Origin of the sequence: Nocardia sp. NPDC058640 (assembly GCF_042716995.1) — a bacterium.
Lineage (GTDB): Bacteria > Actinomycetota > Actinomycetes > Mycobacteriales > Mycobacteriaceae > Nocardia.
In genome coordinates this window covers 79,685-105,869 of the sequence record NZ_JBHXRG010000009.1, presented here as the reverse complement: position 1 = coordinate 105,869, position 26,185 = coordinate 79,685, and the positions used below count along the sequence as shown (strand labels likewise).

Annotated in this window: 24 protein-coding genes; 14 read left to right on the top strand and 10 right to left on the bottom strand. The window is 66.4% G+C overall.

Features of this window, described 5'->3' with window-relative positions; all coding sequences use genetic code 11:
* Positions 1–4: 4 nt before the first annotated feature.
* Positions 5–805 (bottom strand): hypothetical protein, encoded by an 801-nt coding sequence (locus ACFWU5_RS13925; RefSeq protein WP_379267413.1) that lies wholly within the window; start codon positions 803–805, stop codon positions 5–7.
* Between the two features lie 35 nt (positions 806–840).
* Entirely contained in the window at positions 841–1,341 is a 501-nt protein-coding gene (locus tag ACFWU5_RS13920) for a lipoprotein LpqH (protein WP_379267412.1), read from the bottom strand.
* Between the two features lie 167 nt (positions 1,342–1,508).
* Between ACFWU5_RS13920 and ACFWU5_RS13915 the strand changes: the two genes are divergently transcribed.
* The 4 genes from ACFWU5_RS13915 to ACFWU5_RS13900 all read left to right on the top strand — a co-directional run bounded on the left by ACFWU5_RS13915 (position 1,509) and on the right by ACFWU5_RS13900 (position 7,118).
* A complete protein-coding gene (locus tag ACFWU5_RS13915; RefSeq protein ID WP_379267446.1) occupies positions 1,509–2,864 on the top strand; it encodes a hypothetical protein in 1,356 nt (451 codons plus the stop codon).
* A complete protein-coding gene (locus ACFWU5_RS13910; protein ID WP_379267411.1) occupies positions 2,864–4,114 on the top strand; it encodes a hypothetical protein in 1,251 nt (416 codons plus the stop codon). The genes ACFWU5_RS13915 and ACFWU5_RS13910 overlap by 1 nt, the downstream gene beginning before the upstream one ends.
* A 104-nt stretch (positions 4,115–4,218) precedes the next feature.
* Positions 4,219–5,733 (top strand): tetratricopeptide repeat protein, encoded by a 1,515-nt coding sequence (locus ACFWU5_RS13905; protein WP_379267410.1) that lies wholly within the window; start codon positions 4,219–4,221, stop codon positions 5,731–5,733.
* 101 nt (positions 5,734–5,834) lie between these two features.
* Positions 5,835–7,118 (top strand): CHAT domain-containing protein, encoded by a 1,284-nt coding sequence (locus ACFWU5_RS13900; RefSeq protein ID WP_379267409.1) that lies wholly within the window; start codon positions 5,835–5,837, stop codon positions 7,116–7,118.
* 1 nt (position 7,119) lies between these two features.
* Here ACFWU5_RS13900 and ACFWU5_RS13895 read toward each other — a convergent pair whose 3' ends face one another.
* From ACFWU5_RS13895 to ACFWU5_RS13875, 5 genes are all read right to left on the bottom strand, one after another.
* Positions 7,120–8,187, bottom strand: coding sequence for an alpha/beta hydrolase (locus tag ACFWU5_RS13895; protein WP_379267408.1), 1,068 nt, complete (start codon positions 8,185–8,187; stop codon positions 7,120–7,122).
* A gap of 95 nt (positions 8,188–8,282) precedes the next feature.
* Complete coding sequence (locus ACFWU5_RS13890) at positions 8,283–9,008, bottom strand: amino acid ABC transporter ATP-binding protein (protein ID WP_379267407.1); 726 nt, start codon at positions 9,006–9,008, stop codon at positions 8,283–8,285.
* Positions 9,005–10,783: an ABC transporter substrate-binding protein/permease gene (locus ACFWU5_RS13885; RefSeq protein WP_379267406.1), complete on the bottom strand. Its 1,779-nt coding sequence runs from the start codon at positions 10,781–10,783 to the stop codon at positions 9,005–9,007. Before ACFWU5_RS13885 ends, ACFWU5_RS13890 begins: the two co-directional genes overlap by 4 nt.
* A gap of 151 nt (positions 10,784–10,934) precedes the next feature.
* Entirely contained in the window at positions 10,935–11,729 is a 795-nt protein-coding gene (locus tag ACFWU5_RS13880) for an LLM class F420-dependent oxidoreductase (RefSeq protein WP_379246672.1), read from the bottom strand.
* A gap of 106 nt (positions 11,730–11,835) precedes the next feature.
* On the bottom strand, positions 11,836–12,276 hold the full coding sequence (locus ACFWU5_RS13875; protein WP_379267405.1) for a hypothetical protein: 441 nt from the start codon (positions 12,274–12,276) through the stop codon (positions 11,836–11,838).
* 60 nt (positions 12,277–12,336) lie between these two features.
* On the opposite strand from ACFWU5_RS13875, the gene ACFWU5_RS13870 reads away from it, so the two are divergent.
* Both ACFWU5_RS13870 and ACFWU5_RS13865 read left to right on the top strand, forming a co-directional pair.
* Entirely contained in the window at positions 12,337–13,407 is a 1,071-nt protein-coding gene (locus tag ACFWU5_RS13870) for a transposase (protein WP_379267404.1), read from the top strand.
* 105 nt (positions 13,408–13,512) lie between these two features.
* Complete coding sequence (locus tag ACFWU5_RS13865) at positions 13,513–14,592, top strand: ABC transporter ATP-binding protein (protein ID WP_379246674.1); 1,080 nt, start codon at positions 13,513–13,515, stop codon at positions 14,590–14,592.
* A 75-nt stretch (positions 14,593–14,667) separates the two neighbouring features.
* Here ACFWU5_RS13865 and ACFWU5_RS13860 read toward each other — a convergent pair whose 3' ends face one another.
* Complete coding sequence (locus ACFWU5_RS13860; RefSeq protein ID WP_379267403.1) at positions 14,668–15,180, bottom strand: winged helix-turn-helix transcriptional regulator; 513 nt, start codon at positions 15,178–15,180, stop codon at positions 14,668–14,670.
* Positions 15,181–15,277: 97 nt separating this feature from the next.
* Between ACFWU5_RS13860 and ACFWU5_RS13855 the strand changes: the two genes are divergently transcribed.
* Both ACFWU5_RS13855 and ACFWU5_RS13850 read left to right on the top strand, forming a co-directional pair.
* Positions 15,278–16,447: a thiolase family protein gene (locus ACFWU5_RS13855; protein WP_379267402.1), complete on the top strand. Its 1,170-nt coding sequence runs from the start codon at positions 15,278–15,280 to the stop codon at positions 16,445–16,447.
* Positions 16,448–16,580: 133 nt separating this feature from the next.
* A complete protein-coding gene (locus ACFWU5_RS13850) occupies positions 16,581–17,552 on the top strand; it encodes an o-succinylbenzoate synthase (protein ID WP_379267445.1) in 972 nt (323 codons plus the stop codon).
* 175 nt (positions 17,553–17,727) lie between these two features.
* Here the strand turns inward: ACFWU5_RS13850 and ACFWU5_RS13845 are convergent, their stop codons facing one another.
* Together ACFWU5_RS13845 and ACFWU5_RS13840 are read right to left on the bottom strand one after the other, a co-directional pair.
* On the bottom strand, positions 17,728–18,255 hold the full coding sequence (locus ACFWU5_RS13845) for a TIGR04338 family metallohydrolase (RefSeq protein WP_379267401.1): 528 nt from the start codon (positions 18,253–18,255) through the stop codon (positions 17,728–17,730).
* A 141-nt stretch (positions 18,256–18,396) separates the two neighbouring features.
* On the bottom strand, positions 18,397–19,197 hold the full coding sequence (locus tag ACFWU5_RS13840) for a DUF2786 domain-containing protein (RefSeq protein ID WP_379267444.1): 801 nt from the start codon (positions 19,195–19,197) through the stop codon (positions 18,397–18,399).
* Between the two features lie 263 nt (positions 19,198–19,460).
* On the opposite strand from ACFWU5_RS13840, the gene ACFWU5_RS13835 reads away from it, so the two are divergent.
* From ACFWU5_RS13835 to ACFWU5_RS13810, 6 genes are all read left to right on the top strand, one after another.
* Complete coding sequence (locus ACFWU5_RS13835) at positions 19,461–20,738, top strand: ABC transporter substrate-binding protein (protein ID WP_379267400.1); 1,278 nt, start codon at positions 19,461–19,463, stop codon at positions 20,736–20,738.
* Between the two features lie 90 nt (positions 20,739–20,828).
* Complete coding sequence (locus ACFWU5_RS13830; protein ID WP_379246760.1) at positions 20,829–21,761, top strand: carbohydrate ABC transporter permease; 933 nt, start codon at positions 20,829–20,831, stop codon at positions 21,759–21,761.
* Between the two features lie 11 nt (positions 21,762–21,772).
* Positions 21,773–22,654 (top strand): carbohydrate ABC transporter permease, encoded by an 882-nt coding sequence (locus ACFWU5_RS13825; RefSeq protein ID WP_379267399.1) that lies wholly within the window; start codon positions 21,773–21,775, stop codon positions 22,652–22,654.
* 298 nt (positions 22,655–22,952) lie between these two features.
* Positions 22,953–25,073 (top strand): transglycosylase domain-containing protein, encoded by a 2,121-nt coding sequence (locus ACFWU5_RS13820; RefSeq protein WP_379267443.1) that lies wholly within the window; start codon positions 22,953–22,955, stop codon positions 25,071–25,073.
* 170 nt (positions 25,074–25,243) lie between these two features.
* Positions 25,244–25,699: a GyrI-like domain-containing protein gene (locus tag ACFWU5_RS13815; RefSeq protein ID WP_379246688.1), complete on the top strand. Its 456-nt coding sequence runs from the start codon at positions 25,244–25,246 to the stop codon at positions 25,697–25,699.
* Complete coding sequence (locus tag ACFWU5_RS13810; RefSeq protein WP_379246690.1) at positions 25,699–26,130, top strand: GyrI-like domain-containing protein; 432 nt, start codon at positions 25,699–25,701, stop codon at positions 26,128–26,130. The genes ACFWU5_RS13815 and ACFWU5_RS13810 overlap by 1 nt, the downstream gene beginning before the upstream one ends.
* Positions 26,131–26,185: the final 55 nt, after the last annotated feature.

Genomic DNA, 26,185 nt, shown 5'->3' with positions numbered 1-26,185 from the left:
GTCATCAGGCGTTGACCGGGAGGGCGATCACCACCTCCTGCTCGTCGCCGGGCAGGTAGTGCACCTGGACGATCCGGCCGACCTGCACCGACGCGATTGCCGTTGGGGGAAGGAACTTTTCGGCACGAGTCTCGAACGTGGAGCCGTCGGGGCGGGTGACCACCAGGCCGAGTCCGATCTGGGTGTAACCGCCGCGGATGTGACCGGGGACGTCGAGACTGCGCACCACGGCCTGGGCGGCGATCCCGCGTTCGGCGATGTCGAGCTTGCCTCGGGTGGTGATGCCCTTGCGGATCAGCGACTCGTTCATGGCGCGCTGAGCTGCGCCGTTGTCGCCGGAACGGTCGATCTCGACCTTGTCCGTGCGGCCCGGCAGGTAGCGGACCGGCAGGACCACGCCCGGCTGCAGCAAGGCCAGTTCGGTGAGCGGCACGATCATCTTGGCGTGCGAGTCGAAGACCTTTCCATCGGACCCCTCGACCCGGAAAGCGATCTTGACCTGCGGTTGGTCGTTCACCGAAACGCCGGTCTGGCGGAAGGAGACGATGGTGCCGATGCCCACTTCAGCATCGCGGAATTCGCCGCTGTTGCGGCCGGTGAAGGCCTCGAGGATGCCGTCGCCGGTGAAGGCGAAGACCATCGGGACGAGGGTGAGGGCGATGATCGGCAGGGCCATGTGCGGGCCGACCCAGCCGAGCATCGCGCCGGTGTATTCGTCGGGGGTGTAGGTGAGGCCGTAGTAGAGGTAGTAGCCGACTGCGAGGATTCCGAAAGCGACCGCGGCCGCACGGAGCTTGGACTTCATAAGATTTCTCCTTGTGCGACCGGGTCGCGGATGGGTCAGGCGCCGACGATGGTGGAGCAGGCGAAGGTGATGTCGAACTTCGCGGTCGACGGGCCTGCCAGCGGGTTGGTCATGTCGGCGCTGATGCCCTCGCCGGTGACGCGGTAGGTGTTGCCGTCCTTGGTCAGGGTGGCGGAACCGCCGGGCTGGCCGTTGCCGTAGCCGACCGCGTACGGCATTCCGTTGGCGCCGCCCTGGCTGCCGCCGATGGCGACGGCCTGGACCTTGTCGCCCTCGATCGAGGCGCTGACCGAGAGGCTGCCGTAAGTGGGGTTGGCGGTGTCGGTCAGGGCGAGGGCCAGGGTGCCTGCCTGCTTGGCGCAGGTGGTGTCGAACTTGGCGGTGAATTCCTTGCCGTCGACGCTGGCGGTGGAGTTGCCGGCCGGCGCGGAGGCCGACGAGCTCGGGGAGGTGGTGGTGGCGGGGGTGTCGCTGCAGCCGGTGACGACCAGTGCGGTGGCGGTGGCGGCGAGGGCGGCGATCAGCTTGGTGTTCATGGTGTTTCCGTTTCTCTGGAGTGGGTCTGGTTGGTAACCCGTTGAGAGAAAGGTAGAAACTTCGCGCCGCCTACCGATCCCAACTTTGGGGCGGTGCGAGGGTTTCGAACCGGGGCGCCGGTGGCCGGAAATACCTATAACCTGGTCGAATGCTCAGACCGCGCGCCATGGTTCTCGATGAGGTGTGGCGGGAGTTGGACGGGGTCGACGCGCTGAGCGGGGCCGCCGGTGGGCCGTTGCGGCGGACGGTGAAGTTGATCCTCGATCCGCTGGTGTTGCGGCCGATGCAGCATCCGGCGCTGGCGGCGAGCGTGCTCGATGCCGACGGGATCGCGCTGTTGACCAAGCTGGTGCACGGGCAGTCCGACACCCTGCGGGCGTGTGCGGGGTGGTTCACGGTGCTCAAGCAGGTGCGGCGGGCCTTGCGGATCACCGAGGGGAACGCGCAGGATCTGTACTTTCAGCGGTGCTTCGAGCTTGCGATCATGTGCGGTGCGCCCGGCGATGATGGACGGGCGCGGGCCGAGCAGACGTTGCGCGAGGTCCACGAGAGTACGGGTGGGCGGACTACTGCCGCACTGAAAAGCTATGTGACAGAGGTTGATCGAGTAGCCGAGTTGAATGCGCTGCTCGACATCGCCTGGTCTCGACGGCCCCTCGCGCCCTATGGCGCTCGCGATCTGGCGGCCGAGCTGACCGAACTACTCGAAGCGTGCACGCTGGCGCGCGAAGGTGATCCCGCCGATGCCGGGCCACTGTTCGACGACATCGTCGACGACCGGGCCGGCACTCATCGCGGAATCGCCCTGTGGTTGGAGCATCCGGCTCACGGTGCCGATGACCTGGGGCTCACCGCGCATACGAGTCCGCGGCGACCCGAGTTGGGCTCGTCGGCGTCGACCTCGAATCTGGGGCTGCCCTTCGACCGGACCGTGTACGAGCGGGTGTTCACGGTGCTGCAGGGCAGTCTCGATCGGACCGACCTGCCGGAGATTCCGGAGCTGGTGACGCGGGAGATTTCGCGCAGTTGTTCGCCGTGGGGGTTGCTCGATGAGTCGCTGCGGGTTGCCGCCGCGGCGGGTTGTGAACTGGCGCTAGGTCTCTCGCCCGTACCTGGACTTACGGATCTCGTGTCGGGACGGCCCGTATCCGGACCGAGCGCCGCTGATTTGCGGAACGTGGGCGCATCCGGCATGACTTCCCGTGCGCACGAGGTGGTCAACAGTCGGTGGCGGCGTGAGGGGTATGTGCTGCAGGCGCGACGGTATGCGGTGCACATGGTCGACGGGGTGGGGCCGCTGGCGGCGGTGGCGGCCGAGTTACGGACTCCGTGGCGGCCGTATCTGCGCAGGTTGTGGGTGCGATTGCATGGGCGGGACGTGCGGGAGATGCCGGTGTACGAGCCGGGTGAGCTGTGGGATCTGCTCGACGGGGTCGCGCGGTCGGTGATGCTGGATCACCGTGCGCGGGTCAAACAGGTGCTCACCGCTGAGGCGGCTGTGGTGGAAGTGAGGGCCAGTTGATGACTGTTGTCGAACTTCGCCGAGTCGAACCTGGGTTGCTTGTGATCGGTGTCGACGGTGCGCCGTTGGTCACCGATGGTTCGCTTGGGATCGACGTGCTGGTGCTCGAAGTTGTTGGTGGCCATTTGAGTTGGGTTCTCGATGGTGGAGACCTGCCTGCTGCGGTGCTCGATGATGTCGAGGCTGCGCAGGATTGGGTGTGGGCAGTTTTTGGCGAAGAGGTCGCATTGGCCGTTGCCGAGAACTATCCACAGTCACTCACAGCCGTTCCAGCTCGGCCGGAACTGGTGACCGCGCTGCGTCGGCTTGCGTACGCGCACTGGGCAAGTCGGTGGTGGCCCGCGTCGACTGTCGATGGGATTCCGTCGCTGGATGCTCGGCTGCTGCTGGACGAGATCGAATCACTCACCGGGACTTGCGAAATGGTGCTCGATGAGGGAGCCGACGATGCGCTCCGTCGAATGGTGATCGAGCACGGTGACTATGCGGGTATCGACGACGGGATCGCGCCGGGTGGTCGGGACGCCGGCGGGGCCACGTCGGGTAGTCAGGACGTCAGCGGCGCCGCGTCGGACGGAGGGGAGCACGGTGGGGTCACCGGGCGCGATGCAGGTGCGCGCGGTGAATCAGGCGGGCGGGCTGATGATTACGCGTTGGCGGCAGGTGGTCAGGATCAGGGTGGCGGCCTGATTGTCGTGCGTGGGAGTGGTGGATGGGATTGGCGGCGTTGCCCGCCTGGGATCCTCGATGCGAGTGAGCGCGCGGTGTCGTGGCAGGTGACGCGGGCGGCCGGGGTATCGAGGGTGCAGGTCAATGTGGTCGCCGCACCCGATTGCCGAGGCGCTGTCCCCGAACATCTTCGACCCTTCGCACGCGTGCGGTTGCTAGCTGCCACCGAGCAGAACGAGGCGTCGCCCGCTGACGATGGCGCGGAACCGCATTCGTCGGCCACCGAGCGGGGTCATTCGTCCGCCCGAGATGATCACGCAGGGTCGCTCCCGTCTGCCGGCGTGGAGATCGCGTTGCTTCTGCGCGGGGACGTCTGGACGGGAACGGCCGAGATCCCCGGGACACCGGACACCTCGCTCGAGGTCACCGTTTTCGTTCCTGCGGTCGGGCCTGCCGATCCAGTGGACGATGTGGCGGCTCGCGATCGGGTTCGTGGGTTCGCCCGCCGCCGTCTCGGCGGTGCTGCGGGTGCGGGGCTGGATGCCGAGGTCGCGGCAGCCGAGTCGGATGAGGACTTTTGATGCGCCACGCTGAGCGTCCATTTCTTGCCACGATGGTGCGAAATCCGACCATCGGCGCGAAGAATGTCCGTCCAGCGTGGGCGCGACCAGACGGGAGCACGTAGATGGCAGCCACCGGCCGAACATCCGACCGGGACGACGCGCAGCTCACCGCGGGATACGCCGCCTACCAGCGGGGCGAGGTGGCTACCGCGCTGGATATCTTCGAGAAGGCGGCCGACGGTGCGGCGCCTCGATTGCGCAGTGCGGCGCTGGTCAACGCGGCGAGCATGGCCGACGAGCTCGGGGATCATCGGCGGGCGGTGGCCCTGTTCCGGACTGCTCTCGCCGAGATGCCGGAGGATGCCGCACATCAGCGACCTGCGGCGTTGGTGAACCTGTCGCAAGCTTTTCAGCATCTGGGCGAGTTCGATGCGGCGCAAGACGTGCTCGAGGAGGCGCGGGCACTGCTCGCGGACAGCACCGACCAAGGATTCCTGCGGGTGGCGTGCCTTTTGTCGCTGACGGCCGTGGCGTTGTATCGGCAGCAGTGGGCGCGCGCGGGCGAATTGGCCACCGAATCACTCGGCGTGACAGAGCGTTTCGCACCGGAGCTGGCCGGTCATCCGCTGATGAACCTGGCTGCCTGCTCGTTCGAAACCGGGCGCTGGGAACTCGCCGTCGACTTCGCTCGACAGGCGGTGGCCGCCTTCGCCGCAGCGGGCGCGGAGGCCTCCGTCGCCGAGTCACGACAGAACCTGGCGACAATGCTGGTGCGGGCGGGGCACTTCGACGAGGCCGAGGAGCCGTTGCGGGCCAGTCAGGCGTTCTTCGAGGCGGCGGAGCTGGGGCATCGGTCCGGGATCGGGGCCAAGACGATGGGCTTTCTCGCCGAGCGTCGAGGTGAACCAGGCGCGGCCCGTGCGCATTACGAGACCGCGCTGAAGCAGTTCGACGCCACCGGTGCCGTGGTGGACGCGGCCGATGTGCGACTGCGACTCGCCACCGTCGCCGGCGCCGAGGGTGATCTCGGCGCCGCCGAAGAACTACTCGACGTGTCGTTCGCCGTCTACGCCGCACACGGACTCGGAATGCACTGCGCCCAACTCGACTACTGGCATGCGGAACTGCTGCACGACGCGATCGAGGAAGCGGCACAACCAGATCCGGCCCTGCTCAGCCGCATGGTAGCCCTGGCCGTGCCCGCCGCCCTCGCCATCGACGCCGTTCGCCACACACTCCCCAACGGCAACCAGCGCGAACACTGGCACCGCGCCGTCGCCGAACCCGCCATGCGCCTGGCCTTCCACTGCGCCGCCGCCTCCGGCAACGGCCAGCTGGTCAGCGATCTGATCGACACACAGTGCGCGGGAACAGCTCTCGATCTCGCCGCCTTCACCGAGCCGGTCGCCCCTACGCTCGGCTTCGAACTACTCGACCCCACCCAGCCTGAGCAAATGGCCACGCCCGCACTACAACTCGGCGCCGCGCTCGCCGAGGTCGCCGCAGCGGCGGGCATCCCCGTCGCACCCCCGCCACGCCTCGTCGACGGTGATCGAATTGTGCTGTCAGACTTCATTTCCTACGCCGAACAACGCTACGGCCGCCCCGTCCGCGACCAGCGAATGATCGCACTGTGAACCCACAGCCGCCGAACCGCAGACCGAACGAGACCGGCGCGGAATCGGCACCGCCTGACCACACGGCCATGCCCCTGACCTCAGAGGATGCCTCCTCAGCAGTGGCTTCGTCGCCAACGAGCACCCTGCCGTCCGGAGCGGTAACCTCGCCGACTGCCTTCCTGCGGATGGCGGACGCGGGCGACGTCTACGTGTCGTGGCGGTGGGCCGATGATGCCTTGGCGCGCGGCGTCGCGGTGCTGCCTCGCGACGAGGTGCGCGAGGTGCTGCGAATGCTGGCCGGCGCGGTACCGAATCCCGCACGACCCGAGGATCTGCGGCGGGTCATGACCGAGGGCGCTCTCGTCGATCCCGCAGCGGAAAGTGCGCTGGCACAGGCATTGTCACGCACCCTGCTGCCCTACGGGTTGGCCGTACAACTGTACGAACTGTCGCAACGCGGCATCCGGCCGCATCTTCGAATTCAACCGTCGCCGCGACTCGCACAGGTCCCCTGGGAGATCATTGCGCCCGACCCCGCGATACGTCTGCTCGATATCGCCGATGTGAGTCTGCTGGCGCCGGTATCGGTGGTTCATTCGCCGGAGCGAATAGTGCACCGCTGGAACGACACTCGTGATCTACCCGTGGTCGCGATACTCGATCCCCGCGTGCCCGGTTTCCGCGCGGACTCCGAGCTCGGCTCGGTACTAGGCCGCCCACACGCGGAAAGCACAGTGGCCCAACACTTCAGCCTCTACGGCACTCGCCTTCTCCCCCACGCATCAGATCCGGTCGACCTCTTCCGCCGCATCGACACCGACCGCGACTGGCTGTCCGACGTCCTCCGTCAAGGCGCGAGCCGACTCGTCTACGTCGGCCATGTCACCTCTGCCACACCGGAATCCGGCTACAGCGAACACGCCGAACTGCACCTGAGCTGCACCGCCGACACCCGCGGCTTCGCCACCCCGAACCGCACCCACCGCCCCCTCTCGGCGAAGGATTTCCTCCTTGGCACCCATTCCCTCGACCCGACGCCGACCGCTGGCCGCGACCTCTGGCCGATGCCGAGCCGAGTCGCCCTCATCGCCTGCGAAAGCGGCGGCGACCTCCGCTTCACCGAGGCCCTGGGCCTGACCACCGCCGCCCTGTCCGCAGGCGCGGAACTTGTCACCGCCACCCGCTGGCCACTCCCCACCGACCACGCCTTCCACACCCTCACCCCCACCAACACCTACCCCCTCCAAGCCGCCATCTGCGCCGTAGACACCGCCCACGATTCCCCCACACCCATCCCCACCCTCCTGACCTGGCAAAGATCCCGCCTCGCCACCTGGCAAACCACCCCCACCCCCGAAAACTCCCCCCTCCTGTGGGCAGCCTTCGCCACCGTCACCGGCTGAGTTATTCGGGCAGGCCGAGGCCTGACGCGAGGGTTGGCCAGGAGCGGTAGAAGGCGTCTTGCCAGTAGCCCCAGGAGTGGGTGCCGGTGGGTTGGTGGTCGAAGGTGGCGGGGATGTTCAGGGCGGTCAGGCGGGATTCGAGGTTGCGGGTGCACCAGCTGACTGCTGCTTCGATGATGCCGCCGAGGACCAGTTGGTTGGCCAGCCCGACGGGCGTGGGGTTCATCATGTTCGGGTCGCCGATGTGGTCGTGCGGGCCGGGCAGGCCTGAGGCGTCGGAGATGTACAGCCTTGTGCCGCGCAGCTTTTCGGCGTGCACGACCGGGTCGTTGGCTACCCACGCCGGGTCGTCGTCGGGGCCGTACATGTTGCGGACGTCGCCGCCGCCGTAGGTTTCCACGACCAGTTTGGTGAACTGCTTGCCGATCGGGTCGGAGATCTGCGCGCAGCCGCTGTAGCCGGCCACCGACTGGTAGAAGCCCGGCTTCGCCTGTGCCAGTTGAAGAACCGCGGTCGCGGTCATCGAGTTGGCGGCGATGGCGTTGACGCCGTTGGTGCCCAGCGCGGCGTCGACCAGGGGCGGGAGTTCGTCGAGCAGGAAGGTGCGCCATTTGTTGCGGCCCAGCGCCGGGTCGTCGTGCTGCCAGTCGGTGTAGTACGCCCAGGCGCCACCGACCGGCATCACCACATTGACGTCCTTGGTGGCCAGGAAATTGCCGACGTCGGTGTTGCGCCACCACGTCGCACGGTCCTCGCCGCCGCCCGCACCGTTCAGCAGGTACAGGACCGGGCGGGGCACGGACGCGTCCTCGGGACGCTGGACCCGGACCGTGATGCCCTTGTTCATCGACGCGGAGAACACCAGCATCGTCAGCTCTCGACCATCGATGCGGCTGGACAGGATGTTCGAACCGTTGGCGGTGGCCGTGGACGCGAACAGTTTCTTGGATTCCACGATCGGATCGCGGCCGTCGGCCAGGCTGATGCCCGCGCCGAACGTCGCGACACACGCGGCCAGCACACTGCCGACGACACCGAAAGCCAGTGCGCGCCTGATTGTTTTGCCCATCGGCGGAAATCGTCCCCATCTATCACGTGGCGGACATCACGCAGACCGCCAGAAGACAGACAGTATCGGGCGCACCGACAGTTGGTCGAGCCTGGTTACAGGACCTGATCGAGGAAGCGGCGCAGGCGGGGAGTTTGGGCGTCGTCGAACAGGGCGTCGGGGGTGCCGGTCTCCACGACCACGCCCTGATCCATGAACACGACACTGTCGGAGACCTCGCGCGCGAAACCCATTTCGTGGGTGACCACGATCATCGACATGCCGCCGGAAGCCAGGTCCGCCATCAGCGCGAGAACGCCCTTGACCAGCTCCGGGTCCAGCGCGGAGGTGGCCTCGTCGAAGAACATCAGTTCCGGTTTCATCGCCAGTGCGCGCGCGATCGCCACCCGCTGTTGCTGGCCACCCGACAGCGAACCAGGGCGGGCGTCGGCCTTGTCGGCCAGGCCGACGATCTCGAGCTGCTCCATCGCCACCGCCCTTGCCTCGTCGGCAGACAGGCCGCGCAACTTGCGGGGGCCGAGCACGATGTTGTCGGCGACGGTCTTGTGCGGGAACAGGTTGAACTGCTGGAAGACCATGCCGATGCGTTGGCGCAGCTTGTCGGGGTTGTCCTTCAGCACCGATTTGCCGTCGAGCAGCACGTCGCCGGAGTCGGGTTCGTGCAGGCGGTTGAGCACGCGCAGCAGGGTCGATTTGCCCGAACCGGACGGGCCGATCACGGTGGTGGCGTGGCCCGCCTCGACGTGGATGTCGACGCCGCGCAGGATGTGGTTGTTCCCGAGCGTGAGGTTGAGATCGGTGCCGGTCAACGATGCACTCACGCGCCTCGCCCTTCTGTGATGACGGCCTGCTCGAGCGGGTCGGCCGGGGTCGGTTTGCCGGTGCGCATGCGCTGGTCGATGTAATTGACCAGGTGGGTGAGCGGGATCGTGAGCACCAGGTACATCAGGCCCGCGGCGACCAACGGGGACAGGTTGCCGGTCTGCGCGTTGAGATCGCGGCCCACCGCGAACAGTTCGCGCTGGGAGGCGAGCAGGCCGAGGAAGTAGATCAGCGACGAGTCCTTGATCAGCGCGATGAACTGGTTCATCAGCGCGGGCAGCACCCGGCGCACACCCTGCGGGATCACCACCAGCGTCATGGCCTGGCGATACCCGAAACCGATCGCGCGCGCGGCCTCGAGCTGGCCGGGCTCCACCGACTGGATGCCGGAGCGGAAGATCTCGCCGATATAGGCCGACGACAGCAGGGCAAGCGCGACCGCGCCGAGCCAGTACGGGTTGCCGCCGGTGATATTGCGGACCACCGGGCCGATGCCGAGGCCGATCAGCAGGATGATCACCACGGCGGGCAGGCCGCGGAAGATGTCGGTGTAGACGCGGGCGGGCCAGCGCAACCAGCGGGTTCTGGAAATGCCCATCACCGCCAGCAACATGCCGATCACGGTGCCGAGAATGCCCGAAACCAGGGCCAGGATAAGGGTATTCGGCAAGCCGGTCTTGATCAGGTCGGGGAAGGCCTGGCGGTACAGCGACCAGTCGAAGAAGGTGTCCTTCAACTGCTGCAGGGTCGACTTCTGCGCGACTTGTTCTGTCTCCGGGGTCTTTTCGGCTGCCAGCGCTTTGAAATCCGGAAGTTGTGGTGCGGGTGCGGCTTTCGAACCGGGCTTCCAGCCGGGCGGGAGTTCGCGCGGGACCCAGTCGGCGTAGAGGCGGGCATAGGTGCCGTCGGCGATCACCGCGTCCAGGCCGGAGTTCAGTGCATCGATCAGCGGTTGATTGTTCTTGGCCACCGCGTAGCCGACGAAGTTGTCGAGGCTGAACGTGTTCTGCGAGACCACGATTCCGTCGCCGGGCTTGATCGCACCCTCGGCCTGCGCGGACGGCGCGACCCAGGCGTCGACCTGGCCGGACTTCAAGTTCGCGTACGCGGTGTTGTAATCGGGGAACTTCACCGGGTCCAGCTTCAGCTGGTTCACCACGAACTCGTCCTGCACCGTGCCCTGCACCACCGCGATGCGCGAGCTGCCGGTCAAGTCGCCGAAGCCCTTCACCGCGCTGTTCTGCGGGACGACCAGGGAGAAGTAGCCGAAGTCGTAGCCGTTGGTGAAGCCGACCATTTCGCGGCGGGCGTCGGTGGTGGTGATGTTGGACGAGCCGACATCGAAACGCTTACCCGACACCTGAGCCAGCAGGCCGGCGAACTCGGTGCCCGAGAACTCCACGCGCAGACCGAGTTTCGCGGCCATCGCGGCGAGTAGTTCGTTGTCGAAGCCGGTGAACGAGCCCTTGCTGTTGACGCAGATGCTCGGCGGGGCGTCGGACAGGGTGCCGACGCTGAGCACGCCCGGGTTGAGCAGGCCGAGTTTCGAGGTGTCGATCGTGTCGACGGGGGCCGTGGTGGCGGTGGTGTAGCGGTCGGGGCCCGCGGTTTCCCCGGCGGCGAGATTGGCCGGGGCGGCGGACGCAGCGGACGCGCCCGGCGGGGAACAGAGGTCGCGTGCGGTGCTGCTGTCGGAGCCACCGCAGCCGGTCGCCGCGACGCCGACGAGGAGCAAGAGGGCGGCGATCCGCGCCTTGGTTCGTACACCTGCCATGGCGATAAACCCTAGCCGCAACCTTACGAATCGAAGGTTACGCAGCGCGGCGGTATGACGCAGGTCCTACCGGAATCGTCGGCGGCATTGCCGATCCGTGCAGATCCGGGAGTTGCCACCAGCACAGCGCGGGCGAGAGTTCCGGACCGGCTCAGGCCAGACCCTCGAGCAGTTCGGGGTTCACCTCGTCGCGCCATTCGATCGCACGGCGAACCTCCGTGAGGTCGTACTCGGGACCCGAGACACCGACGGTGAACAGCGTGACGCCGATATCGTGCAGCGCCTTCGCACTGTCGCGCCCCTGCCACTGCACCGACCGCTCGATCCGCGCCGCGTCGGTCCCGACCTGCGCCGCGTGCTGCGCCAAGACCTCGTTCTTATGCGTCAACGTCGCCACATCGGCGAACGAATGCCAGATATCGGCGTACTCGGCGACCAAGCGCAAAGTCTTCCGTTCGCCACCACCACCGATGAGAATCGGCAGTTTCCGCACCGGCGGCGGATTCAGCTTCGCCAAGCGAGCATCGATGCGGGCCAGACTCTCCTTCAACAACGCCAATCGGCTTCCCGCAGTGCCGAATTCGTACCCGTACTCGTCATAATCCCGCTCGAACCAGCCCGCCCCGATCCCCAGAATCAGCCGACCCCCACTGATGTTGTCCACCGTGCGCGCCATATCGGCCAACAGATCAGGGTTGCGATACCCACCCCCGGTAACCAACGCCCCCAACTCCACCCGCTCGGTCTGCTCCGCCCACGCCCCGAGCATCGTCCAACACTCGAAGTGCGCCCCCTCGGGATCACCGGTCAACGGAAAGAAGTGATCCCAGTTGAACACGACATCAACCCCCACCTCCTCCGCCCGCAACACCGCATCCCGAATAAGCCCGTAATCAGGCGCATGCTGAGGCTGAAGCTGAACTCCGATACGCACCGGACGACTCATACCGTTAGCTCCTCGAGGGCTCGGATCGACTCCGTCACCGAGGCTACCGGGCACTGTTCCAGGCCGCCACGGTCCAGCCGATCACGCGCCTACGGATCGACGAACGCTATCCGGCAGCGATCGGCGCGGGCATTTCGCAACGATGCCGCGCGGCCGCGATCACTCGATAGGCGACATAGATACTGCCGACAATGACCAAGGCGTAAGGCACCGCGAAAGCAACCGCCTCCGCGATCGACAACCGGGCAACCATCCGCGGTTGGCCGTCGACGGCGTCGAGGGTGTCGCCGAACACCCCGACCGTCAGCAACGCGGCCGCGGCAACCTGCAGCAGCAGCCCGATGACGGTGGTAACCGTTCCAGCACGGCGCGGTAGCAGTGCAGCGCCGACCAGCGTCACACCTATCCCAGGTATGACGAACCCGCTGCCCGCCACGAGCACGAACAGCAAGTACCAAGCGACGTCGGCACCTGCCCCGGTGATCGCGTCGACTACGTACGCCACACCGATCGCCACCAGCGGGAATACGATCGGACCTGCAGCCATCGCAATCGCCCAGGTTTTGGCTCTTCGCACGGCCGAGTCCCTTCTCTTCATAATGGGCGGATGTCGCAATCCTGCCCGGTCGCGGTCGACCACCATCAGTTCGTAGTCGGCGCACAAGCCGCCGAGACCTACGAACCGACTGAGTCGGGCAGCGTGATGGAGGTCGGGCCGAACTTCGTCACCGTCAAAACCGGCGTTGCGTACGGGCCCGTGACACTCACGGTAGCGATCGTCGACAGTGCACCGTCCGAGAGCACCGAAGGGTCGGGCTGGGAAGTGATCGAGGAAGCGGACGTGCAGATCACCAAGGCGATCCACGTGCTCGGTCTCGACGGTGAGCGGACAGCGGGGTTCGATCGGGTCGCCGTCGGTCGAGGCCGCTACCGCTGCCGGGTGTCAGGCGAGGGCCGCGACGAGCATTGGGATCTGGAAGTGTCGGAACCTTCGGAGTCCTATCTGGTGCAGCTCTGGAAGGTCGCGCGACCGACCCCCATGACTCGACTTCACAAGTCCGACAAGGCATTCGGCGAAGACATCGTGGTTCATCCCGGCCGCAACTGGTGGGACCCGGACCCGGCGGCCGATGCGACGATCGCCCTGCGGTACGGCTACGAACAGGTCGCGCAATGGGCTAAGGACAAAGCGCGCCGATGGGGTGGGCGGCCGCCGACCGACAAGATCCGTGGACTGAACCGCGCCGAGGAGTTCGCCTACCTCGACCGGGCGCTGGTCGACGCCATCGCCCGAACCCGCGAACCGAAACTGCGCAACATCGCTGTCTGGGCGGCACACCGCGCCTGCGCTACAAGTCGAGCCGATCAAATCGACTGGGTACGGACCGCCCTGGTGGCGTTGACAGAGCGCAACCCCCTTCCCGAGCCGTTCGGTTCCACGGATCGGTACGCGCTCGCCGACCACATCACCGAATCGGCGGGCGACAACCAGCACGCCGTGCGGGCCATGTATTCGATCCAGGAAGCACTCCACCGCGAGCCTCTGCAAGCAGTGTTCACAACGCTGGGAACTGCCGTCGACTCCCCAGACGATGATCATGCTCACCTGATCGCCGATCTTCGAGCGCGGTTCTTCCCGAAACTCATGCCCGCCGATCAGTACGAACGGTGGATCTGAGCAGGCCGTCGCCCCGGCGGCTAATGTGATGGCGCTCGTAAGAGTGGAGACCCTGTACTCGGATCGTCCGGCACGTTCCTGCCGGGATGGGATGTTGATCTACGCATGGCTACTGTTACTTTCGACCGCGCTACTCGGCTTTATGCCGGTGCTACCAAACCCGCGGTCGACGCGCTCGATCTCGAGATCGCTGATGGCGAGTTCCTGGTGCTCGTCGGGCCGTCGGGGTGTGGGAAGTCCACTTCGTTGCGGATGTTGGCCGGGCTCGAAGAGGTCAATGGTGGGTGTATTCGGATCGGCGATAAAGATGTGACGAACGCCGAGCCCAAGGATCGCGATATCGCGATGGTTTTCCAGAACTATGCGCTGTACCCGCATATGTCGGTGGCGGAGAACATGGGGTTCGCGCTGAAACTGGCCAAGGTGTCCAAGGCCGAGCGCGATGAGCGGGTGTTGGAGGCGGCCAAGCTGCTCGACCTCGAGCAGTACCTGGACCGCAAGCCGAAGGCGCTGTCCGGTGGGCAGCGGCAGCGAGTCGCGATGGGGCGGGCGATCGTGCGGCAGCCTCGGGTGTTCCTGATGGACGAACCGCTGTCGAACCTCGACGCCAAGCTGCGCGTGCAGACCCGTACGCAGATCGCGCAGTTGCAGCGGCGGCTGGGGACCACCACGGTGTACGTGACGCACGACCAGGTCGAGGCGATGACCATGGGCGACCGGGTGGCGGTGCTCAAAGATGGTCTGCTGCAACAGTGTGCGTCGCCGCGCGACCTCTACCGGGATCCGGCGAACATGTTCGTGGCCGGGTTCATGGGGTCGCCCGCGATGAACCTGTTCACGCTGCCCGTGCACAACGGGGCCGTCACCATCGGCGGGTATCCGGTGCGGGTGCCGCGCGGGGTGGCCGACGCGGGCCAGGGTTCGGTGGTGCTCGGCATCCGGCCCGAGCATCTCGAGGTGGGCGACGGTGGGCTCGAAATGGAGGTCGACGTGGTGGAGGAGCTGGGCTCCGACGCGTACGTCTACGGGCGCGCGCTGTCCTACGGCGCCAGCGGCCAGACCGGCGAAACCATTGTGGCGCGGGTGGATTGGCGCAACCCGCCGCGCAAGGGCGAACGCCTGTCCCTGACCGTGAACCCCGAGCACGTGTACTTCTTCAGCGCGGACGGCCGACGTCTGCGCTGACTCACCTTGTTGAACAGTTGATCACCACGCTGTGGTGGCGGCATCGGTCGAGTGCGGTCCGCCACCACAGCGTGGTCAGCTATCCGCCTTTCGGCGCTCGGCGCGGTGGTCGAGGTAGGGCTGGTTGACTCGGATCGCCAGGCGGTCCAGTGGGACGGCGGTTCCGTCTTCGGTGCGTAGGTCGACGGTGACCGGGGCGCCGGTTTCGGCGTCCACGCGAAGCAGGGGGGCGGGGCCCGGCTGCAGGTAGGTGTCGCCCCATTGCCATAGGGCCACTACCGCCGGGAGTAGGTCCGTGCCCATTTGCGTGAGGGTGTATTCGTGGCGGGTGCGCTGGCCTTCTTCCTGGTAGGGGCGTTTTTCCAGCAGGCCGGCGGCGGTGAGTTTGCGCAGCTGGGCGGAGGCGGCGGCGTCGGTGATGCCGACGCGGCGGGCGAAACCGTCGAAGCGGCGGGTGCCGTAGTAGGCCTCGCGCAGGATCAGCATCGCGGAGCGCGTGCCGATGAGGTCCATGGCTTTGGCGATGGAACAGCCCTCGGTGTTCCATTTGTTGAGATCGGCCAGGGGTCCTTCCATCACGGCTGCCATGCCGAACATCATAGCTCTTCTGACTTGAGTTGATCATAGTTAGCGCTTACGCTGACTATTGTCAGATAGAGTCAGCGTTGTCGAAAGAGGACTTCCCATGCGAGACGCGGTCATCGTCGAAGCGGTACGCACCCCGATCGGGCGGGGTAAGCCGAACGGCGCACTGCACGACGTTCATCCTGTGGATCTACTGGCGCACAGCCTGCGGGCGGTGGTCGAGCGCAGCGGGATCGATCCGGTGCTGATCGACGATGTGATCGGCGGGATCGTCACCCAGGTCGGCGAACAGGGGTCGAATATGACGCGGCGGGCCGCCCTCGCCGCCGGATATCCGGAATCGGTGCCCGCCACGACGGTGGATCGGCAGTGCGGTAGTAGTCAGCAGGCGATTCACTTTGCGGCACAAGGGGTTATCGCGGGCGCCTATGACATCGTGGTGGCCGCGGGTGTGGAATCGATGGGGCGAGTTCCCATGGGGGCCAATCTTGTTGGAGCCACCGATCTGTCGGGCGTTGCTTTCGCGGAGCGCTATCCCGAGGATCTTGTCCCGCAGGGGATCAGTGCCGAGCTGATCGCTGCCAAGTGGGGGTTGACTCGTACCCAGCTCGACGAGTTCGCGCTCGGGAGTCACGAAAAGGCCGCTCGGGCAACCAAAGACGGCCTGTTCGCGGATGAGCTCGCGCCGATCAACGGGCTGAGCACGGATGAGGGGATCCGGGTCGGCAGCACCCTCGATACCCTCGTGAAACTGAAGCCGGCCTATTACGACCCCGCGATGGCGGCGCGATTCCCGCAGATCGGCTGGGAGATCACCGCCGCCTCGGCCAGTCAGGTCAGCGACGGGAGTTCGGCGGTGCTGATCATGTCCGGCGAACGTGCCGAGCAGCTCGGACTGCGGCCGTTGGCGCGGCTGCACAGCTTCTCCGTCGCGGGCGACGATCCGTTGCTGATGCTCACGGCGGTTATCCCGGCGACCGAGAAGGTTTTGCGGCGAGCGGGTCTCGATATCTCCGACATCGACCTGTTCGAGATCAATGAGGCGTTTTCGCCGGTTGTGCTGGCGTGGGCGAAGGAGACCGGGGTCGATATGAGCCGGGTGAACGTCAACGGTGGGGCGATCGCGCTCGGGCATCCGCTCGGTGCGTCCGGGGCGCGGTTGATGACGACGCTGGTCCACGCCATGCAACAGCGTGGGGCGCGTTTCGGATTGCAGACGATGTGCGAAGCGGGCGGCCTCGCCAACGCCACCATCATCGAACGGTTGTGAACGACGACGGCGCGAGCACCTCGAAGCCGGCCCCGCCTCCGTAGCATCCGGGCGGCGCTCACCTGTGAGCGCCGCCTTCCGGCTCAGGTTGCGATGGCGCTGCCGGGGAGAGGAACCGCTGCCGGCATCTACGATCGGTCGGGTGGACGCCGACCTGTTTGTGTATGCGATTCCGTTGCGGACGCGGTTTCGGGGGATCACCGTGCGCGAGGGGATGTTGATTCGCGGTGAGTTGGGGTGGGGGGAGTTCTGCGCGTTTCCCGAGTATGGGGATCGGGAGGCGGCGGGATGGTTGGCTACTGCTGTTGAGCAGGTGACGGTGGGGTGGCCTGCGCCGGTGCGTGATCGGATTCCGGTGAATTGCACTGTGCCCGCGGTGGATGCGGAGCGCGCGGGGCGGATTGTGCGGGAATCCGGTTGTGCGACTGCGAAAGTGAAAGTGGCTGATCATCCGGATTCTCTGGCTGAGGATTTGGCGCGGGTGGCGGCGGTGCGGGAGGCGATCGGGGAATCGGGAGCTGTTCGGGTTGATGCGAATGCGGTGTGGGATGTGGAGACGGCGGTTCGGCATATCGGGGAGATTGATAGGGCTGCTGGGGGTTTGGAGTATGTAGAGCAACCGTGTCGGACCATCGAGGAATTGGCGGAGGTTCGGGCTCGGGTTTCGGTACCGATCGCCGCAGATGAGTCGATTCGGCGGGCCGAGGATCCGATGCGGGTCGCGGTGGCGGGGGCGGCTGATGTGGCGGTGCTCAAGTGCACGCCGCTGGGTGGGGTGCGGCGGGCGCTGGCAGTCGCCGGGGCGGCGGGGTTGCCTACCGTTGTGTCGTCGGCGCTGGAGACCAGTGTCGGATTGTCCGCGCAGTTGGCGCTGGCCGGGGCGTTGCCCGAGCTCGAATTCGCTTGCGGGTTAGGCACTCTCGCACTGTTCGAAGGTGATCTGGTCGCGGAGTCGCTGCTGCCGGTGGACGGGTGGTTGCCAGTGCCGACCGCACCGCCGGAGCCCGACCCCGCATTGCTCGACAAGTACCGACACCCCGACCCCGAACGGGTCGACTGGTGGTTGCGCCGGTACGACCGGGTCAGCGCCCTACTCGATCGGTAATCACCAGGCAGTCTCTACCGAAGGGGCCCGCCCCGATCTGGACTGACCGGAGGGTGCGACGAAGGAGTACCCGGAGGGAGGGAAGATCGGGGCCCTCCGGGGCCCCGCTCGAGCGCGCCAGCGCTCCAAAAACACAGCCTCAAACCACCCGGGACGGCAAACCTAGAGGGTCAGCCTAACCGAACCGAACACCACAGCCGGCAAATGTCGTTCGGATCAACAACCCGGCCTCCACACCGATAACGCCGTCGACCAATTCGACGTACCGGGTACAGAATTCAGGACCGTGCGCAGCTTCCGCAGGATCGGCCAAATGGTGGGCGAGTTCGTGCAGGACCACCAGTTCACGAAGCGCCCAAGCAGTCGAACCGGTGTGGAGCGGCACGGCAAGAACAGCATTCGCGGGCTCATAGTGAGCCGCCGCGGATCCGCTACGCGCGCGGACACGAACCGGCACCGCAGCCCGCTCCCCTTGCGCGCGAACCCAATTCAGTGCCAGCACCTTGTCGACATAACTCTGCACCGACTCCACGGACGCGAAACGCCGCTCCACCGGCAACGTCAGCTGCGAGCCATAGACGTCGACTGTGCGATGCCCGAACTCGTCGGCGCGGTCGAACACCCCGCGCACCAATTGCTCACCGTCGTACACCTTGGCTCGCTGACTGTCACGCCGCGGACCGTCCGAATCACTGTGCGGCACAGCGTGTCCGATCGGCCGTCGCCGGACTCGCTCGGACGCTCCGCCGAGTGGTCGACCCGCGATCCGTCGACCCGCTCGCGCGGGCAGCCGTCCGTGCGCGCCCGCGAGGCCTCGCGGGCGTCATCAACGCATTCCACGAACTCATCGGTCCGTGAGTTTTCGGCGCGCGGCAGGCAGTTCCGGGGAGGTGCCCAAGCGGGCCGTGCGGCCTGCGCGGTCCCCCGCGCGTCGGGCAGCGGCGGAGTGGCCGGTGGAAGTCTGTGGTCCGCGCCAGGTTCCGCGGGCTTCGGAGGTGGACGTGTAGAAGTCGGTGAGGGCTACTTCTTTGTCGCGCAGGGCCAAGGCCGTTCCGGTCGACTCGGTGGCGGATTCCTCGGCGACGACTTCGGCTTTCACCTCGGCCAGGCGGGCGCCGATGCGAGCGGCGAAGGCCATCTGGAAGTTCAGCCGTGCGGTCACCCCGGCGACCGGGACCTCCACCTTGCGGCGAACAGCGCGGCCGAGTCGCTTCTCGGTGACGACCTTGACGACCGTGGCCTCGCGATAGGCACCGGATTTGATGTAGTGATCCGACGCTCGGACCATCTGGATGAGCAGGCTGGCGTACAGCGCTTCGCAGGTGTCGATGTCGGCGGCGAAGCCGTAGGCGTAGACCTGGGCGGAGGTGCGGGCGACATCGCAGCGAACGTCATTGGCCGTGGCGATCGCGACGAACAGTTGGACGTAGGTGCGCAGGCCTTTTCGGCCGGGTTCGCCGATCGGGATGATCCGCTGCACCGGCGCCGACCTGCGCTCGCGCGAGGCGACATGGGAGCGGGCCACCGCGAGATCGATCGAGGATTTCGTCGCCAGGCGCTGGGCGGCGGCGAGAAAGGCCTCGGCCTCGTGGGCGTTGTCGGTGGACTCGGCCTTGCGCAGCAAACCACCGATGCGGGTGAGCATCCGATCAGGGGTCGCGGGACTTGTCACAAGCAAAGACCCTAAGCCACCCCACCGACACCAAAACTGTGCAAGTCTTTGCCCGTTCTCGGCCGCCTTGATCTGGACTGACCGAAGGGTGCGACGAAGGAGTGCCCGTAGGGAGGGAAGATCGAGGCCTCAGGGCCGAGAACACGCGGCACCCGCGCCGCCGAAAATACTGTATGTTGCCTGTTGCACCGCACAAGGTGTGCTGCTGCTCACGTCTTGACCCTGGAGTGTCCGCGATGGCCTTGAAGTTTGTCCCCCGCGCGACGATGGCTGCTGCCTCGATCGCGTTGCTCACCGCCACGTTCGCCAGTGGTTGCACCGAAGATAACGGCGGCAACCCACTGGATCAGAACCTGTCGGGCCGCGGCCCCATCACCTACGTCGAGGGTAAGGACACCACCGAAACCGGTGTGGTCAAGCAGCTCATCGACCGGTGGAACGCCGCGCACCCCAACGAGCAGGTGACGTTCAAGGAGCAGTCCGCGGACGGTACCCAGCAGCACGACGACCTGGCCGAGCACTTCCGTGCCAAGCAGGACGGCTACGACGTGGTCGCGCTCGATGTGCCGTGGACCGCCGAGTTCGCCGCGAAGGGCTGGGTGCAGCCGCTCGAGGGCAACTTCGCGATCGACACCGCGCCGCTGCTCGCGCCGACCGTGGCCAGCGCCACCTACAACGGCAAGCTGTACGCGGCACCGAAGAACACCAACGGTGGCCTGCTGTACTACCGCAAGGACCTGCTGCCCAACCCGCCGAAGACCTGGACCGAGATGCTCGGTCAGTGCCAGGTGGCGCGTGAGAACAACATCGGCTGCTACGCCGGTCAGCTCGCCCCGTACGAGGGCCTGACCGTGAACACCTCGGAGGTCATCAACGCGTTCGGCGGCAGCTTCGTGGGCGCCGACGGCAAAACCCCGACCGTGAACAGCCCGGAGTCCAAGGCCGGCCTGAAGGTTCTGGTCGACGCGTACAAGAACGGCGATATCCCCAAGGAAGCCATCACCTTCAAGGAGGGTGAGAGCGCCAGCGCGTTCGAGTCGGGCAAGCTGCTGTTCCTGCGCAACTGGCCGTACCTGTACGCCCAGGCCAATGCCGACGGTTCCTCGGTGAAGGACAAGTTCGGTGTCGCCCCGCTGCCGGGCAACACCGGCGTGGGCGCCTCGACGCTGGGTGGCTACAACGCCGCGATCAGCGCGTTCTCCAAGAACAAGGCCACCGCCGCGGACTTCACCCGCTACCTGGTCAGCGAAGAGGCACAGCAGATCATCGCCTCGGGTGCGCTGCCCCCGGTGCGTGCCTCGCTGTACGACGACCCGGCCCTGATCGCGAAGATGCCGTACCTGCCCGCGCTGAAGGAATCCATCGCAGGCGCCGTGCCGCGTCCGGTCACCCCGTTCTATCCGGCAGTGTCCAAGGCCATTCAGGACAACGCCTATGCTGCACTGACCGGCGCCAAGTCTGTCGACGACGCGGTCGCCGGCATGCAAAAGGGCATCGAGACCGCCGGTTCGTAGCAGCACGCGCAGCGGACCCGACCAGACCGTAGGAGAGTAGAAACGGTGTCGGATCCTTCGGGACCCAAGCAGCGCGGGCTAGCGCTGCAACTGCGACAATCGGGCAAGGCGTGGCTGTTCGTCGCGCCTGTGCTCGTCGCACTGGCCGTGGTCATCGGATATCCGGTGGTCGAGGCGGTCTGGATGTCCACGCAGAAGGACTCCGGGATCGACGCGGCCACCGGGATGTTCGTCGAGGGCGGCGGCGCCGGATTCAGCAACTACACGCACTGGCTGTTGCAGCGGTGCGCGACGCTGAGCGGTGAGGTGTCGTGCCCGACCGGCACGCTGGGTTCGCAGTTCTGGTCCGCGGTCGGGGTCACCCTGTTCTTCACCGTGGTGACCGTGACGATCGAGGCGACCCTCGGTCTCGGCATGGCCATGGTGATGGGCAAGACCTTCCGCGGTCGGGCGCTGTTGCGCGCGGCGGTGCTGATTCCGTGGGCGATCCCGACCGCTGTCACAGCGCGGTTGTGGGAGTTCATGTTCCAGTACGACGGTGTCGTGAACCGGCTGCTGGGCACGCACATTCTGTGGACCTCGGATGTGTGGGCGTCGCGGTTCGCGGTGGTCGTGGCCGACGTGTGGAAGACCACCCCGTTCATGGCGCTGCTGATTCTTGCCGGCCTGCAAGTGATTCCGAACGATGTGTACGAGGCGGCCAGGGTCGACGGTGCGTCGGCGTGGCAGCGGTTCGTGCACATCACGCTGCCGCTGCTCAAGCCCGCACTGCTGGTGGCGGTGCTGTTCCGCACCATGGACGCGCTGCGCATGTACGACCTGCCCGCGATCATGACGCTGGGCAACCCGTCGACCAACACGCTGTCGATCCTGGTGGTCGAGCAGGTGCGTCAAGGTCCCAATAGTGCTGCGGCACTGTCGGTGATCACCTTCTTGCTCATCTTCGGTATCGCGTTCGTGTTGGTGAAAGTGCTCGGCGCCAATGCTGTTCGCACGCAGGAAGAACAGCGGAAGGCGAACTGATGAGCATGTCGATGACCAAAGAACCAGAGTCGAATCCGCTTCCGGTGCAGCCGGTTTCGTGGCGGAAGCGGATCGGCACGGTGCGGCTGTACCTCGGTGTCGCGATCGTGCTGATCTGGGGCCTCGGCCCGTTCTACTGGATGGCCGTTGTCGCCTTCCGCGACCCGGCGCACACCTTCGACAGCACCCCGTGGCCCACCCACGTGACGCTGGAGAACTTCCGCAACGCCTTCGACACCAGCCGCGGCAACAACTTCGGCAGGGCGCTGCTCAACAGTGTGATCATCGGTTCGGCGACCACCGCGGTCGCGCTGCTGCTGGGCGTGCTCGCGGCCTACGCGCTGGCGCGCATGACCTTCGCGGGCAAGTACCTGGTGTCGGGGCTGATCCTGTCGGCGTCGATGTTCCCGGCCGTGGTGCTGGTGACGCCGCTGTTCCAGCTGTTCACCGATCTGGGCTGGATCGGCCAGTACCAGGCGATGATCATCCCGAACATCTCGTTCGTGCTGCCGATGACGGTGTACATCCTGGCGTCGTTCTTCGCCGAATTGCCGTGGGAGCTGGAAGAAGCCGCGCGTATCGACGGTGCGAGCAAGTTCCAGGCGTTCCGGTTGATCATGCTGCCGCTGGCCGCGCCCGCGGTGTTCACCACCGCGATCCTGGCCTTCATCGCCTCGATCAACGAGTACCTGCTGGCCCGGCTGCTGTCGGGCAACGACACCAAGCCGGTGACCGTGGCGATCGCCAGCTTCTCGGGCAACGATCCGCTGGTGCAGCCGTACGCGGCGATCATGGCGGCGGGTGTGATCGTCACCGTGCCGCTGGTGATCATGGTGCTGATCTTCCAGCGTCGCATCATCTCCGGTCTCACCGCTGGTGGCGTCAAGAGCTGACCTACCGGGTTCTGTCACCGCCCACGGGTAGAGTCACCTGCACCGATATCGACGTCGGTGCAGGTGAGTTCTTCTGCTCGCTCCGAAAGGAGATCGTGTGGCCTCCCAGCGCGGACGCGGGCGTTCCGAACCGGACGCGCCGTATTCGTCGATAGCCGGGTTCCGCGATCCGCTGGCCAACGCGCAACAGCCGGTCAAAGGTGCGGCGCGCAGGGCGCAGGCCGCGAAACTTGCCGCCACCGACGATCCCCCGCCACCGCGCGACAAGGGTGCGGCACGTCGAGCGCAGGCCGAGAAAATGGGCTTCGCCGAAGATCCCCCACAACGCGAACCCAGCACCAGAGGTCGTCGCATCCGGCGATTGCTGCTGGCGTTGTTCGTGCTGTTCGTGTGTGTGCCCGCGCTGCTGTTCGTGGCGGTGTACTGGAGTTCTGAGATCCCCGAACCGGCGGAGGTCGCGGTCGAACAGCCCGCCACCGTGCTGGCTTCCGACGGCACCACCGTGTTGACGAAATTCATTCCACCACAAGGAAATCGGATCCCGATCCCGCTCACCGATGTGCCGTACCCGGTGCGCGACGCGGTGTTGGCCGCCGAGGACCGCACCTTCTATACCAATGCCGGCTACTCCACCAGCGGCTTCCTGCGCGCCGCCCGCGACAACCTGACCGGCCAGGACAACGCCGGCGGCGGGTCCACGATCACCCAGCAGTACGTGAAGAACGCCTTCCTCAGCTCCGAACGCACCGTCACCAGGAAGATGCGGGAGTTGATCATCGCGGCGAAGATGGCGCGGCAGTGGAGCAAGGACGAGATCCTGTCCGCGTACCTGAACACCATCTACTTCGGGCGCGGAGCCTACGGGATCGCGTCCGCGGCCAAGGCCTATTTCGACAAGCCGGTACCGGAATTGACCCTGGCCGAAGGCGCGGTGTTGGCGGCGGTGATCCGCTCGCCCTCGGTGCTGGATCCGGAGAACCATTTCGATCAGCTGCGGGCGCGCTGGCAGTACGTGATCGACGGGATGGTCGAGATGAACGTGCTCGCGCCGGGCGATCGGGACGCGACATTGTTTCCGCCGATCATCCCGCTCGACGAGGTGGTCGAGGAAGCGGTCGCGCTCGGGCCGGAGGGGCACATTCGGACCCAGGTGCTGCGCGAGTTGCGGGCGGCGGGTCTGGACGATGCCGACATCAACACTGGCGCACTGCAAATCGTCACGACCATCGATGCCGCTGCGCAGGATGGTGCGGTTAATTCTGTGCGCGAACGGCTTTCGTGGCAGCCGCCCGAGCTGCGGTCGGCGGTGGTGTCTATCGATCCGCGCAATGGGGCGGTGCGTGCGTATTACGGCGGCGAGGACGGGACCGGGTTCGATTTCGCGCAGGCGCCTCTCCAAACCGGTTCCGCCTTCAAGGTTTTCGCGTTGGTCGCCGCGCAACGGCAGGGCATTCCGGTCACGCGGGCGATGGACAGTTCGCCGATCACCGACCGCGGCACCACCATCACCAACGTCGAAGGCGAATCCTGTGGGCGCTGTTCACTGGCCGAAGCGCTCAAACGCTCACTGAACACCAGCTTCTACCGGCTGACCATGACCATGGCCGACGGGCCGCGGTCGATCGCCGAGGCCGCGCACCTGGCCGGCATCCCCGAATACATTCCGGGCGTGGAGGGCATGAGCCTGACCGAGCCCGACGGGTACCCGCTCAACGGGATCGTGCTCGGGCAGTACCTGGTCCGGCCCATCGACATGGCCTCGGCCTATGCGACGCTCGCGGCCTCGGGGATCTACCACCAGCCGTACTTCGTGCAGAAGGTGATGACCGGCGACGGGCGGGTGCTGATCGATCGCGGCACGGAAACCAGTGTGGGCAGGCCGCTTTCGGAGCCCGAGCGGCGCATCACCGCCGCGATCGCCGATGCCACCACGTCGGCGATGCTGCCGATCGCCGACTACTCCAACGGGCACGGGTTGGCCGACGGCAGGCCGTCGGCGGCCAAGTCGGGCACCACGCAGCTCGGGGAGAGCAAGGACAACAAGGACGCGTGGATGGTCGGGTTCACGCCGTCGCTGTCGACCGCGGTGTGGGTGGGCACCGAACACCCGCAGCCGTTGCGCACCGGGCGCGGTGGGCCCATCTGGGGGTCGGGGCTGCCCGCCGACATCTGGAAGCAGACGATGGACAGCGCGCTGATGGGCAGTCCGGTCGAACAGTTCGACGTGCCGCCGCTGCCCACTCCCCCGCCGCTGATCCCGTCGCCGGGCACCAGGCGGCCACCGGGCGGCTTCGACATTCTCAATCCGCCGACCAACTCGCCGCGCAACCCGCCGCCGCTGATCATCATCCCGCCCGCGCCGACCCCGGCCGTACCCGGCGAATTGTTTCCGGGCCTCGGGGGTGAAGGACCGCGATAGATCACGAGTTGGCGCAGCGTGGCCCGACTACCCTGCGGACATGGCAACATCGTTGCCCAGAGCACGGACCCGGCAGGGGATCCACCGATCCCGGCGCCGAACCGGTCGCACCGATGCGGGAAGATGTGCGGTCGGACCGAGCGACGAGACTAGACATAGGGGCTACGCAGGTGGATTTCAATGTCGTTGACCGTCCCGAGACGCTGATCGCGGGCACGGTGCTCCGCAGTCCCGCGCTCGCGGTGGAGGGGCCGCGCCGGGCCAAGGTGGTCGAGGCGTGGCAACACCTGCGGGCGCGGACGTTACCGGGGCCGGTCGCGACGGGTTATGTCGATTTCGCGCCGGAGATCAACTCCTACCTCACCCACATCGTCGGCTACGAGTGCAAAACGCTGGCCGACCTGCAGCCCGGCGACGTGCTGGGTCGGATACCGGCGGGACGGTACGCGCGGTTCGTGGCCAGCGGCGATGACCGCGGCGACACCATCGTGGGGCTGTGGCGCCGGATCTGGGACGCCGAAGCCTCCGGTGAATTCGTGCGCGCCTATACCGGCGACTGCGAGCAGTATCCCGACGAGCGCACCGTCGAGATCTTCGTGTCGCTGACCGAGGAGAAGGACGCCTGATGGCCGTGGATTTCGATATCGTCACCCTCGAAGACGGCCTGATCGCGGGCCTGACCGTGCCCCTGACCGGCCGCGAAGTGACCGCACGCGACCTGGACCTGGTGAACTTCACCTGGGACCGCTACCTGTCCCGCGAGAAATCGGTACCGCGCTCGGCCGCCTACATCGGCCAGAACGACCACGCCGTGGCGGTGCTGGGCTACGAGGTCACCGGCCTGGAAGATGTGGACGAAGGCGACGTCCTCACTCGCATTCCGGCGGGCCGCTACGCCAAATTCGTAGTCTCCGACAAGCCGTACGACCTGCTGCGCACCGCATGGGCCCAGGTGATCAAAGCCGAGAACGCGGGCACCATCACCCGCTCCCACACCGCCGAACTGGAGCGCTACACCGGCCCCACCTCGGTCGAGGTCTACGTCTCGCTGGATTGAGACAAAAAGAGCCGGTGGGCACGAAAGTTCGTGCGCACCGGCTCTTTTCGTTCAG